The 13,208-nt window shown below is 55.0% G+C and carries 10 protein-coding genes; 9 read left to right on the top strand and 1 reads right to left on the bottom strand.

What is annotated here, in order from left to right:
- From ABYP39_RS03380 to ABYP39_RS03365, 4 genes are all read left to right on the top strand, one after another.
- The coding region (locus tag ABYP39_RS03380) for a c-type cytochrome (protein WP_372781141.1) at positions 1–2,715 on the top strand (2,715 nt) is incomplete at its 5' end.
- Positions 2,712–3,854, top strand: a complete 1,143-nt coding sequence (locus ABYP39_RS03375) for a Gfo/Idh/MocA family protein (protein WP_372781139.1) — start codon at positions 2,712–2,714, stop codon at positions 3,852–3,854. The genes ABYP39_RS03380 and ABYP39_RS03375, both read left to right, overlap by 4 nt.
- A complete protein-coding gene (locus tag ABYP39_RS03370; RefSeq protein WP_372758901.1) occupies positions 3,854–5,206 on the top strand; it encodes a divalent metal cation transporter in 1,353 nt (450 codons plus the stop codon). The genes ABYP39_RS03375 and ABYP39_RS03370 overlap by 1 nt, the downstream gene beginning before the upstream one ends.
- A 1-nt stretch (position 5,207) precedes the next feature.
- Positions 5,208–6,284 carry a Gfo/Idh/MocA family protein gene (locus ABYP39_RS03365; RefSeq protein WP_372764080.1) on the top strand — a complete coding sequence of 359 codons (1,077 nt, stop codon included), beginning with the start codon at positions 5,208–5,210 and terminating at the stop codon, positions 6,282–6,284.
- Between the two features lie 30 nt (positions 6,285–6,314).
- Here the strand turns inward: ABYP39_RS03365 and ABYP39_RS03360 are convergent, their stop codons facing one another.
- The gene (locus tag ABYP39_RS03360) at positions 6,315–7,394 is read right to left on the bottom strand and encodes an AraC family transcriptional regulator ligand-binding domain-containing protein (RefSeq protein WP_372749085.1); all 1,080 of its coding nucleotides are present in this window, start codon (positions 7,392–7,394) and stop codon (positions 6,315–6,317) included.
- A gap of 146 nt (positions 7,395–7,540) precedes the next feature.
- Between ABYP39_RS03360 and ABYP39_RS03355 the strand changes: the two genes are divergently transcribed.
- The 5 genes from ABYP39_RS03355 to ABYP39_RS03335 all read left to right on the top strand — a co-directional run bounded on the left by ABYP39_RS03355 (position 7,541) and on the right by ABYP39_RS03335 (position 13,202).
- On the top strand, positions 7,541–8,059 hold the full coding sequence (locus ABYP39_RS03355; protein WP_372749084.1) for a hypothetical protein: 519 nt from the start codon (positions 7,541–7,543) through the stop codon (positions 8,057–8,059).
- Between the two features lie 5 nt (positions 8,060–8,064).
- Positions 8,065–8,829, top strand: coding sequence for an SDR family NAD(P)-dependent oxidoreductase (locus tag ABYP39_RS03350; protein WP_372749083.1), 765 nt, complete (start codon positions 8,065–8,067; stop codon positions 8,827–8,829).
- Between the two features lie 10 nt (positions 8,830–8,839).
- The gene (locus tag ABYP39_RS03345; RefSeq protein ID WP_372781137.1) at positions 8,840–9,826 is read left to right on the top strand and encodes a Rieske 2Fe-2S domain-containing protein; all 987 of its coding nucleotides are present in this window, start codon (positions 8,840–8,842) and stop codon (positions 9,824–9,826) included.
- 35 nt (positions 9,827–9,861) lie between these two features.
- Positions 9,862–11,982 (top strand): FAD-dependent oxidoreductase, encoded by a 2,121-nt coding sequence (locus tag ABYP39_RS03340; RefSeq protein WP_372781135.1) that lies wholly within the window; start codon positions 9,862–9,864, stop codon positions 11,980–11,982.
- Positions 11,983–12,077: 95 nt separating this feature from the next.
- Positions 12,078–13,202: a PQQ-dependent sugar dehydrogenase gene (locus ABYP39_RS03335; protein ID WP_372759882.1), complete on the top strand. Its 1,125-nt coding sequence runs from the start codon at positions 12,078–12,080 to the stop codon at positions 13,200–13,202.
- Positions 13,203–13,208 lie beyond the last annotated feature (6 nt).

Raw genomic sequence — 13,208 nt, 5'->3', positions numbered from 1 at the left:
GAAAAAGTGCCAGTGTATCTGGCGGTGGAAACGCCACCCGCACCTGCGCTGACACCGGTAGAGGCCCTTGCGGGCTTTACGCTCGCACCGGGATTTTCGGTAGAACTGGTGGCAGCCGAACCCTTGGTGGTCGACCCGGTAGCGATGGCGTGGGACGAATCCGGTCGTCTTTTTGTGGTGGAGATGCGCGGCTTTATGCCAGACACTGAAGGCACAGGCGAAGACAAGCCGATCGGTCGAGTAGTAATGCTGCTGGATGCAAATGGCGATGGCCAGATGGACCGCAGTGAGGTGTTTCTCGACGGGTTGGTGCTGCCGCGAGCCGTTGCCGTGGTCAATGAAGGTCTGTTGGTGGGGGAACCGCCCAATCTCTGGCTATGCCCGGATATTCAGGGTAAATCGCGTTGCGAGAATAAACGTAAAGTTGCTGATTACGCGACAGACTACGAGCGTGTCAGCATGGAGCACTTAGAAAACGGTCTGATGCAGGGGCTGGATAATTGGCTGTACAACGCCAAATCCGAACGTCGTTTTCGCTTTTTCAACGGCGAACTTCAGGTAGAAAAGACATTGGCTCGTGGCCAGTGGGGTATCAGTCAGGATAATCAGGGGCGGCTGTACTACAACACCAATTCCAATTTTCTCACCGGCGATTATTTTCCTGGTCACAGCCTGAATGGTGTCAGCGCCGGGTTGGGTGAGCAAATTAGTATCGATGACGAAGTGTTCAGTATTCGCGTGAATACGGGTGTAAATCGTGCCTATCTTGATGGTGTGCTACGAGATGATGGACGACTGAAAGCACCAACAGCTGTCAGCGGCTTGGCGGTTTATCGTGGAGGTCAGTTTCCTTCAGACTACTGGCAGGATATTTTTGTGCCGGAGCCGGCAGCTAACGCCATTGTTCAACTGCGAGCCGGGCTGAATGAATTCTCAGTCAAAGCGGAGCATGTTACCTATCCCGACAGGCATTGGGGGCAGCGTGAATTCTTTGCCTCCACGGATGAGCGTTTTCGGCCGGTGGATCTGAAAGTCGGGCCGGACGGTGCGCTATATGTGATCGATATGTATCGCGGCATTATCCAGCACAAAGCCTTTCTCACCGATGAGCTGAAAGCTCAAATCAAAGCGCGCGGTCTCGAAAAGCCCTTGGGACAGGGGCGCATTTGGCGTATCACCCATACGGAATCACCGCAATTGAAGGCGCCGAATCTGGCTTTAGCATCTGTTGAGCAGCGCATAGCGGCGCTTGGCCACAGCACGCCGTGGGTGCGCGATACAGCGCAGCGCCTGCTGGGCGCGGATGCAAATGCAGTTCAACCGTTAAAGATGTTGGTGGCAGATGCATCCAATCAACTTGCGGTAGTGCACGCACTGTGGGCGCTTGAAGCGCAGCAGGTGCTCGATGCCGACACAGTGGTGAAAGCCATTGAACGCAAGCAGAACATAGTGACCCGGCAGGCATTGCGTGCCGGGGGGCGCTTGCTGGATATTGATCAGTTGCTGGGGTTGTCGGCCGAGGACCTTGGTGACACTGCCAGCGCATTGGCGTGGCTCAATGCGTTGACGTCGCATAATCAGCATATGGCGGTGCAACATCGGTTATTGCAGCAGCTGCAGGCTCATGGCCAGGACGTGTTTCGCCGTGAAGCCGTTGTGCGTGCCAGTGCTGGTGTCGAGTTGGCAATACTTGAACAGCTACTGTCATTGGCGTTGACACAGACAGCGGCCAATCAAGCTGCCTTGCGGGATCTGGTGGCTGGCGCCTACATGAGTCAGCGGGCTGCGGCGGCCGGGCAGGGCACAGATAAACTGATTGCGTTGCTGGCGCAGATTAACGCCCAGCGCGAGGATAAGCAGTGGCGACAGATTGCTATGCTTGAAGGCCTGAAAAAAGCTGCGCGCTCATTTGACGAACCATTAATGCTGGATCAGGCGCCCGCGCTGTTCACTGACAAGTCTCTGGCCGGAGATGACCCTCTATGGCTTGCCCGCATCGATGCACGCCGGGCTTTCACCTGGGAAGGCGACGAAATGGCTGGTGGCAAGGCGCCGTTGACGGGCGAGCAGGTAGCTCTGCTGGAAAAGGGAAAGGCCTTTTACAGCCACTGTGCCAGCTGCCACGGCGACAAAGGACAGGGTGTGGCCGGTCTGGCGCCGGAGCTTGCCGGCTCGCAATGGGTCACCGGCCCGGTGGAGTGGCTGACTCGTATTGTGCTTGATGGCATGCAGGGGGAGATCGAAGTTAACGGCAAAATCTGGAATGGGGTGATGCCTGGACATCGCCAGTTTCCGGGGTTGGATGCGGAAACGCTGACGGGGCTGCTGATTCATCTTCGGCGTCTGGGCAGTAATGCAGCGGATGCGCCAACGATCGCGCAGGTGAGCGAAATCTTGTCATTGCCCGCGCGCAATTCGCCCTGGACTGCAAAGTCCATTCGTGAGGTGCCCTATGCCTCGCCGCTGGATAAGTACCTCGGGAAATACAAAATCAGTTTCATTACCTTTACCTTCAGTATCGAAGATGGCCAGCTGGTGGCGGCAGCGCCCATGTATGGCGATACGGTGCTCAAAAACATCGGCGAACACCGTTTTATGGCTGAGCAGGGCGGCGAAGCTCTGGAATTCCGCTTTGAGGTCGACAAGCAAGGAAATGTGGATGCGCTGTACATCGTTCGCGGTGGCGCTGAAAATCGAGTGGAGAAGGTCAAGTGACAGTACGACTGGGCGTGATCGGTCTGGGTAATATTGCCCGCCAGCATATTCAGAATGTGGTCAGCGGTGCGGTGCCGGGATGTACTGTCAGCGCCATCTGTTCGCGCACAGTGCCTGACGAACTACCGGAGGGGGCACAGCACTTTTCCGACTATCGTGATCTGATTGGCAGCGGTGCATGTGATGCAGTACTGGTGGCCTCGCCCACTTTTTATCATCGGGAAATGGGGTTGGCGGTTCTGCAATCGGGTTTGCACCTGATGATGGAAAAGCCGATTGCGCTGAGTAATCACGAAGCGCAGGAAATGTTGGCGGCGGCGCAGCCGGATCAGGTATTTGGATTGATGTTGAACCAACGCTGTTCGCCGGTGTTTAAAGCCATCAAAGCGGTGATTGATGCCGGTGAGCTGGGCGAAATAAAGCGCACCCACTGGACCATGACCAACTGGTTTCGCCCCGACGTATATTTTGCAGTCAGCGATTGGCGCGCCACGTGGAAAGGCGAGGGCGGCGGGCTGTTAGTGAATCAGTGCATTCACAACCTCGATATTTTTCAGTGGTTGTGCGGCATTCCCGAATCAGTGTACGGTTTCTGCTCGATGGGAAAATATCACCCCATTGAAGTGGAAGACGAAGTGACCGCTTATTTCACCTACGCGAATGGTGCCAGTGGAACCTTCATTGGTTCTACCGGTGAGGCGCCCGGTTTCAACCGGCTTGATATTGTAGGTGATCGCGCCAGCCTTACGTTTGACGGCCAGCGTATCGTGTTGCATGACAATCAGACTTCGGTGGCTGAGTACTGTCGTTCCACTAGGGATATGTTTGGTGTGCCTCAGGTTCGGTCGCGAGACATTACGCCGGAGGACGCAAACAACAATCAGCACGCCGAGATACTGAATAATTTTGTTGCTGCCATTGAGCGCGGCGAAACGCTGATCGCGCCGGCGGCTGATGGACTCAACTCGCTGGGCATAGCTAACGCCATTCTCTTGTCGCATTGGCAAGGCCAGGCCGTGGCATGTCCGCCGGATGCAGCTATCTACCAGGCGGCGCTGGATGAGCGAATCCAGCAATCGCAACTGCGGGAACGGCAAGATATTGAGGTTACCATTGATATGGACAAGAGCTACCGCTGATGAACGAACAGAGCCAGCTGGCACGTATTGCCGACATGCCCGCACCGGGTCGCGCCTGGAACTATCTGAAACTCAGCGGCCCCGGCTGGCTGCAGGGCGCCATGACGCTTGGGGGCGGCTCAGCCATTACGTCTCTTACTTTAGGTGCGGTATACGGCTACGAACTGTTGTGGGTGCAGCCGGTCTCCATGCTGATTGGTTGTATCATGCTGTTTGCGTTATCCCATCAGACGCTGTCAACTGAAGAAAGGCCTTACCAGGCTTTTCGCAAACATGTGCATCCCTCACTTGCTTGGCTGTGGGCGGTATCGGCCCTGCTGTCGAGTATTATTTGGGGCTTCTCCCATTATCCGCTAAGCGCTGGCATGTTCGAGGAGCTGATCAGCGTCGTCATCGGTTTTGATATAAGATCCGACGGCGGCGTGCAGCGGGAAATATACCTTTTCGTACTCGCGGTAATCGTCTGGGGCGTCTGTGCGACGACAGCCTGGCATTACGGTCGTGGCGGTCGCACCGTATTTCTGTTTGAAAATGCAGTCAAGATTCTGTCGGGGCTTATCGTAGCCTGTTTTGCCTGGGTGGTGATTGAATCCAGCCTCAAGGGGCAGGTGGACTGGTCCGCGGTGTGGCGGGGCTATATTCCCACCAGCTTGCCGAGCGACAGTGACGGTCTGGTGACCGTAATGGCCGCACTTGGTACAGCGGTGGGTATCAACATGACGTTTGTCTATGGATATACCTTGCTCAACCGCAACTGGGGGCGCGCCCATCGTGAACTGGCCCGCTACGATATTGTTATTGGTCTTGTGCTGCCGTATCTGTTGGTTACGGGCTTAATGTCTATTGCCGCTGCTGGTGTTTTGCATGGCGGTGAGGCTACGCTAACTGGCCGCCTGAATCCCGAAACCGCAACCCGATTGTTTGCGGAAGCAGGGATCAGTGAACTTGGCTCAAGGCTGATCTTTAGTCTCGGCATATTGGGTATGGCCGCAGGCTCTCTGGTCATGCATATGCTTTGCTGCGGCTCAGCTGCCGCTGAGTTATTTGGCTGGGAGCATCATTCACGACGCTACCAGCTGGCACTGCTACTCCCCACGCCAGCAGTGTTAGGAGTTTTCCTGTGGTCGAGTATGGGCCCCTATGTCATTCTGCCGACTTCAGCGATCTGTGGTTTCCTGCTACCGGTAGCCTACCTCGGCTGGTTTTGGCTCAATAATTCCGAGAGCTATCTGGGAACGGATATGCCACGGGGGCAGCGGCGTATTGTATTCAATGTCGCCATGTTGATGTGCATTGCAACGGTGCTGGCCAGTGTGATCTACACCACGATTGTGAAACTGAGCGGAGCGTGATGTGACTAATATCAAGGATGGTGCGAGCTACGCGCCGTCAGCCGATATCGAGCCGGTTGTAGCACCTGGGGAATTCAAGTTTGCGGCGGCCTTTCTGGACCACGGACACATTCTCGGTCAGTGTAACGGCTTGTGTGATGCCGGTGCCGAACTGACCAAAGTATTTGAGCCTGATCCAGAGCGACTCGCCTGGTTTTTGGAGCGCTTTCCGCAGGCGCAGGCTGTTGCCAGTTTTGACGAGATATTGGGTGATGACAGTATCGAGTTGGTGGCGGCGGCGGCGGTACCGGACCGTCGTGCCGGGATTGGCTTGCAGGTGCTCAAATCAGGCAAGGACTACTTTACCGACAAATCACCCTTTACCACGCTTGATCAGTTAAGCGACGTTAAACACACAGTGGCAGAGACTGGTCGCAAGTATCTGGTTTATTATGCCGAGCGCCTGCATAACGATGCTGCGTGGATGGCGGGTGAGCTGATTGCAGACGGCGCCATAGGCCGAGTATTGCAGGTGGTCAATCTGGCCCCACACCGGTTGGCTGCATCTACCCGACCGGACTGGTTTTTCCGGAAATCCAGTTACGGCGGTATTCTGACGGATATCGGTTCGCATCAGGTTGAACAGTTTTTAACTTATACGGGCTGCGCGGACGCAACCGTAAATTTTGCCAGAGTGGAAAACTTCAATAACCCGGACTATCCGGAGCTGGAAGACTTTGGCGAAATGTCCCTGACCGCCGACAACGGCGCTTCGTTTTACAGTCGGGTGGATTGGTACACTCCGGAGGGCTTACCAACATGGGGTGATGGTCGCACGTTTATTGTTGGCACTCTGGGTACGCTGGAATTGCGCAAGTATCTTGATGTGGCGCGCAAGGCACCGTCCTCTCTATTGATTTCGGTCAACGGAGAATCCGTGCAAGAGCGCGAATGCCTGAATCAATCGGGCTTTCCGTTCTTTGGGCAGATGATACTGGATTGCATGCACCGAACAGAAAACGCCATGACGCAGGCGCACTGCTTCAAGGCGGCAGAGTTAAGTTTGATTGCGCAGCATATGGCGGACAAAAACCGATAACTCGTTTGCGGGCGCACTGCCCGCGAAACACTACTCTTCTTCAGCCTGATTCCGAAACTGCTTCGGTGTCATCCCCGTCCAGCCTTTGAAAGAGCGGATAAACGAGCTCGGTTCGAGAAAGCCAAGCATTTCGCCTATCTCATGTATCTTCAGCTTCTCGTCGCGAAGATAACGAATAGCCAGATCGCGCCGGTAGCGATCTTTCAGTTCTTGGTAGCTGGTACCTTCTTTTTGCAGTCGCCGGCGCAGGCTCGACGGTGACAGGTGTAGAAAATCTGCCATGGCTTCAAAGGTGGGCGGCGCACCGGTAGGTGATTTGGCGAGCAGTGATTTGATGGCTGCGCCGGTGCTGGCAGGCCGGCTGTCCTGAACGATCATGGTATATACAGCATTGTCGAGAAATTCATCGAGCGACTCGGGAGTATGCACCATGTGGTTATCGAGCTGGCTGGCGGTAAAGTAAAGAGCTGTGAGTGGTGCGTCGAAATCGACATTGACCTGAAACACGCTGCGCAGGCTCTCAGCATAGGGTTCTGAAATATTTGGGGCCGAAATGGTGACGCGATCCAGATCGATATTGCGGCCGATCAGCCAGCCCATGAATACATACCAGATGCGCAGCCCGGAGGCTTTGGCCACAGTGTCGATATAGAGGGTTCGATCCCATTCTTCCGGGGCGTAGGTGCGGTTGGCGGCGTCGCTGTTAATGAGGTAGTGCAGAGCGGCCATCTCGCCCTCTTCAATCAATTCGATCCGATGGCCGGTTTGGGGTTGCATCATCCGCTCAAAACGGGCGGCGCGATGCAGGGCTTCGCGCAGAGTATGGCAGGTGATCACGCTGTAGCACATGAATCGGAATACGTCCGTGCCTATGCCGGCGCCCCATGGCAGCGCCATATCAAGACGCTGCATATCCTGGGCAGCGATCTCGTAGAGGCGCGAATAGCGGTAGCTGGAGACGCCGGTGTTTCTGTCCAGAGCATCGATTTCGGACTTGCTCAGCCCCGCAGCGTGCGCCAGCCCCTCGGCGTCCAGACCAATCTTTTCAAGATAGTCCAGCAGGCGCTGGAATTTTCCCGCCGGGGTGAGATGTTCCTTGTTATTGCTCATAGCATCCCGTGCTTTTTCAATTATAAGAATGACTTGCTGCAGCGAACTTAAATGCTGGTGAAAACGCGTCAATTTGTGCTGTTGGCCAGCCGGGGCTTGACTACACTGTGTAAAAACCAAAACAGTTTATAACCGGAGGGCTGGCTATGGCCGCCGAATTTGCCACCCACATTCGCCGTGAGGCGTGCACCAATGGTATCACCAATTGTGTATTCAATGGCGTGATTGCCTGGTATCTCGTTCGCACCAAAGACGCTATTCCGGTGTGGGGCGGCCACGGCTTGTTGGTGGATTTTTTTGCCACTGGCCTGATTCTGCTTTTTATCGTTACGCTGATCGTGGTGCCGCTTACCCGGCGTAAGCTGAAGCAGGGAGAATTGCTGCCGGACACCCTACCGGAAAGCGCCTACAGCCGATTCCTTTTGTTTCTGGGCCAGCGCCATCTTGCACTGGCATCGTTGATGCTTGGTTTGGTTGGCGCCAGTCTGTTCGTACCTCCCACCGCGGTGATTTTTGCGCTGCTCCAGGTAGATCTGCTGAGCCCGCAGGTATTTGCGGCGACCAAAGGTGTATGGGCCGGACTGATTGCCGGTGCCATGGTGCCGGTCATGATTCGCGTTGGTGTGTATTCCTATCTTGTCCAATTAAAACCTGTTGAGAATTGAGTGCTATGAGTAAATTACTTCTGAATAAAGCGGCTCTTGTCACTGGCGGTGGTTCCGGTATCGGCCGGGCAATAAGCCAGACGCTGGCCCGCGAAGGTGCCAAGGTCGCCGTAGCCGATTTTAACGAGGACTATGGTCAGGAGTGCGTTGAGCTTATACAGCAAGCGGGCGGCGAAGCCATTTTCCTCAAGGTGGATGTTACCCGGGAAGATCAGGTGAAGCAGATGGTTGCCGATACGGTAGCGGCCTTCGGTAGGCTCGATGTTGCCTGCAACAACGCGGCAGTGAGTCGCGGTAGTGGCCCTATTCACCAGTTCACGAAAGAAGTGTTCGATCAGACACTGGAGATGTGCCTGACCAACACTTGGTTGTGCATGAAGTACGAAATTGAAACTATGCTGGGGCAGGGCGGTGGCGCTATCGTCAATATTTCTTCCAACGCATCCCTGCGCGGGCAGGCTTACAACACGGCCTATGCGAGCGCCAAAGGTGGGGTGAATATTCTGACCAAAAGTTCGGCGGCAGAGTACGGTGCGCAAGGCATTCGAATTAATGCCATTTCTCCCGGCGTGATTCGTACTCCGGGGCTGGAAAAGTATTTCGAGGAGCAGCCCAAAATGGCCGAGGGCCTGAAGAAGGTTGCCGTCATGAATCGGCTCGGCGAACCGGAAGAAATTGCCGAGGCGGTGGCGTTCCTGGCGTCTGACAAAGCGTCCTTCATTACTGGTCAGCTGCTGTCTGTGGATGGCGGCGGCGCTATTCGCGGTTAAGGAGGTGGAAATGAAAACACGTGTTCCTCTGCCGATGCCCTATGGCTGGTTTCAGGTGTTGTATTCTCACGAGCTGGTCGCTGGGGAATCAAAACCACTGGAATATTTTGATACGGAGCTGGTTATTTTTCGCACCGAGTCTGGTGAAGCAAAAGTACTGGATGCCTATTGCCCGCATATGGGTGCCCATTTGGGTTATGGCATACGCGATCAGGCAGGCGGCGGTTCGCAGGTGAAGGGCGAAAGCATTGTCTGCCCTTTTCATGGGTGGGAGTACAACGGCGATGGCGTATGTACCAAGGTGCCTTATGCTAATAATCCCCCGCCTAAAGTGGCGCGCTGTGAAAAGGTAATTAAGAACTGGCAGGTGCGTGAACTGAATCAGTGTATTTACGTGTGGTATCACCCTGAGGGTATCGAGCCGACCTTCGAGCCAGAAGCCATACCAGAGGCGGCCGCAGACAATGCCGAGTGGGGCGAGCTGAAGACCTACGAGTGGGAGATAGATACCCATATGCAGGAGATTGGTGAGAACGCCGTAGACTCGGCGCACTTCTTCTTCGTGCATGGCACGGCTGACGTGCCTACGCCAACTGAGATGACCTTTGATGAACACAAACGCTATGGTTTTCTTGAAACTGAAATGCACACGCCTAAAGGTACCGTGCACGGCAGTATTGAGAACAGCAGTATTGGTCCGGGGATTGCGTTGGTGAGATTTAGTGGCATTTGTGAAACCGTGTTGATGGCCAATATCTCACCGATAGCACCGGAAAAATCGATTGCGAAATATGCCTTCATACAACGCGCGGATGCAGGAAAAACTGCTAGTCGCGTTGGCCAGGCCATCATCGATGATATTCGCAAGCAGATGGACGAGGACCGTATCATCTGGGCGCACAAACGTTACCTGGCAAAACCTATGTTGTGTGATGGCGATGGTCCCTTTAACCGTTTCCGTAAATGGTATGGACAATTTCTGATCTCTGCTGCTTAAACGGCGAACAGGGCTATAAAGGACAGATTACGTCGATGTTAGATAACTGCAACTATCTCCTCCAGCCGGGTCGAATTGGTACCCTGACCTTGAAAAACCGCATGTTTGTAACGGCGATGGGGGTCAATCTCGCTGAACCTGATGGACATTGTGGCGAACAGATTCGAGCCTTCCACGAAGAACATGCCAAGGGCGGTGCGGCGTTGATTACCTTGGGGGTTGCCGGTGTGGCGTGGCCACATGGTGGCAATCAGCCGCGCCAAGTCGCGATTTCAGATGATCGCTTTATCCCGGGATTAAAAGCCCTGGCGGATGCTGTGCACAAGCACGATGCCAAAGTTGTTGCCCAACTTCACTTTGGTGGACTGGTTGGTGTAGAAGACATGAAAGCCGGGCGTCCAGTGTGGATCCCGTCGATGCCTGTGTTCAAACAGAGCGATCTTGAGGCGGGTATGCTCAAGGAGGAAATTCCACGCTCGGCTACCTCGCAAAAGCTCGACGTAAAATTGCATCCGATGACCCACGATGACATTGCTTCTCTGGTGGCACAATTTGCGCAGGCCGCGCGCCGTGTGTGTGAAGCGGGTATGGATGGCCTGGAAATTCATGGTGGCCACGGTTACATCATTTCTGAGTTTCTGTCGCCTTTGACCAATCAGCGCGACGATGAATACGGTGGTTCGCTGGAAAATCGAGCCCGTCTGCTGCTGGAAGTCATCGAGGCAGTACGTACCGAAGTGGGGCGCGGGTTTCCGGTTTGGTGCAAGCTTGATTCCGAGGAATTCGGTCAGCCCGACGGCATTTCTCTGGAAGATGCCAAAGCCGTTGCGCAAATGGCTGAGCAGGCAGGAGTGGATGCGATCACTGTTAGTGCATACCACGATACTTCTCGTGGTGCGTTGCATTCAGAATCCAATATCCCACATACCCCCGAACGACTGGTTGCCAATGCGACAGCGATAAAGCAAGGTCTGAGTATTCCAGTCATTACATCGGGTCGTATCGAACCGGAAGCCGCTAGTAAACATATCGGCCAAGGTCATTTTGATTTCTTGGGTATGGGGCGGAAGTTACTGGCCGATCCGCACTTGCCGCGCAAACTTGCGGAGCAACGGCCGCAGGATATTCGACCTTGCGTGTACTGCTACTGTTGCGTTAGTCAGATTTATCTCGAGTCACCCGTGAAGTGTGCGGTCAATCCCGATACGGCGGCGGAAACAGAAGATCTAATGGCGCCGGCTACAAGTGTGAAGTGCATTGCGGTGGTGGGCGGTGGCCCAGGCGGGATGGAAGCTGCGCGCAGGCTTACGCTGCGCGGGCACGATGTTACTTTGCTGGAAAAGAGTGGTGTTCTGGGTGGCACGTTGCAGTTCGCGTCTATCGCTTATGAGCCCAACGGTAAGTTGCTTGACTGGCTCAAGCGTCAGGTTAGAACTCTGCCAATTGCTATTCATCTCAATACTGAAGCCACGCCGGAAGTACTTCGCCGTTTGCAAGTTGATGTTGTGGTGGTTGCCACCGGCGCACGCAGAGAGATGCCGGAGATACCTGGCGCTGATCGGCCTTTTGTGTTCAGTGGCGATGAAATGCGGGCTATGGTCTTGGGGGAAAAGCTACAATCGCTGCGCAGCAAGCTCAATGGTTTTTCACGTTTTATGCTGGCAGCCGGCGCAGTGACGGGGGCCAGCAGGCATCGGCAATTGGTCAATATCGCCACCCGACACTGGCTGCCTCTAGGCCAGCGGATTGTGATTGTTGGCGGCGAACTGGTTGGGCTGGAGTTGGCCGAGTATCTCGCGCATCGCGGTAAGCAGGTCGTGGTGCTCGAACAGAGTAGCCGTCCGGGCGCTGGATTGTACCTCGTGCGCCGACTACGGTTGCTGGAAGAGCTTCGCGAATCGGGTGTTACTCTGATCAGTAAGGCGGCGGAAATTACCATTGGCGATCATAAGGTGGCCTACCGCAATTATCGCGGTCAAATCCGACAGCTGGGGGCTGACCATGTGGTTGTTGCCCAAGGCGCACAGGGCAACTTGGCGCTCGCCGAGGCGTTACAGGTACAGGGCTTTGATGTGCATGCTGTAGGTGATTGCAGCGGTGTTACGTATATTGAGGGTGCTATGCACGAAGCTGCGCGCGTTGCTGCTATTGTATAGCTGGTGCCGTGCCGAGTCCTCAGTAATGTAAGTAGTACGCTTGTTCTAGGTAGCGTCACATGCTAGAACAAAAGAGTACGTAACGGGAGAGAGCAATGCGAACGCTTGGTATAGTGTTGATTAGCTTTAGCCTGCTAGCCTGTATACGTTCGGACGCAGGCGGTGGCAACGCTCACGCCAGCGCGGACGCGTACCGGCTGGAAACAGTAACGCGCGAAATACGCCAGCCTTGGGGTATGACTTGGTTGCCCGACGGCGATATGCTGGTGACAAGCCGTCCCGGAGTGTTATATCGCCTCTCGCCCGAGGGCGAGCTTACTGTCATTGGTGGGCTTCCAGATATCCACGTAAATGGTCAGGGCGGCTTGCTCGATATCATCCTTTCTCCGAATTTCGCGACGGACGGCTGGCTTTACCTTTCCTATGCCAGCCCGGCACGCGATGCGTTAGGCAGCAATACCGCAATTGCCCGCGCTCGGCTTGTGGGCAATACGCTGACCGAGCGGGAAGTGTTATACAAAGCCGAACCTGATTCGGCGAGCGGCCAGCACTACGGCAGTCGTATGGCATTTGACCAAGATGGATTGTTGTATTTTTCCATTGGCGATCGAGGAGATCGCGACAGCAATCCTCAGGACCTTTCTCGTGATGGCGGCAAAATATACCGGCTTAACGCCAATGGTAGTGTACCCACTGATAATCCATTTGTGGGGCAGGCTGGCGCATTGCCGGCGATCTATTCCTATGGCCATCGTAATCCCCAGGGTATGGCAAGGCATCCTGTGTCGGGTGCCATTTGGATACACGAGCACGGACCGCGTGGCGGCGATGAAATCAATATTGTTAAAGCGGGCGCAAACTACGGTTGGCCTATTCTCAGCTACGGTATCAACTACAACGGCACGAGCTTTGCCGAGGCGCAGGCTCGCGAAGGCTACGAGTCACCTCGACACTATTGGACGCCCTCTATAGCACCTTCCGGTATGACATTTGTTACCAGTGGGCTTTACCCCGAATGGCAGGGGCACTTACTGGTGGGTTCGTTAAAATTCGGCTATATCGAGTGGGTGCGTTTGCGCGGTGACCAGGTAGCGGCCACTGCGAGACTGTTTGAGGATATTGGCCGCGTGCGGGATATCCGTCAAGGCCCTGACGGTTATCTGTACGTGGCTACAGAGGGGGACGGAATTTTGCGTGTGGTGCCGCGCGATTCGCCATAACATTGT

Source organism: Litorivivens sp. (genome assembly GCF_041625495.1).
GTDB lineage: Bacteria > Pseudomonadota > Gammaproteobacteria > Pseudomonadales > Spongiibacteraceae > Litorivivens.
The sequence above is the reverse complement of the archived record's forward strand: the minus strand, read 5'-3'. Positions and strand labels throughout refer to the sequence as shown.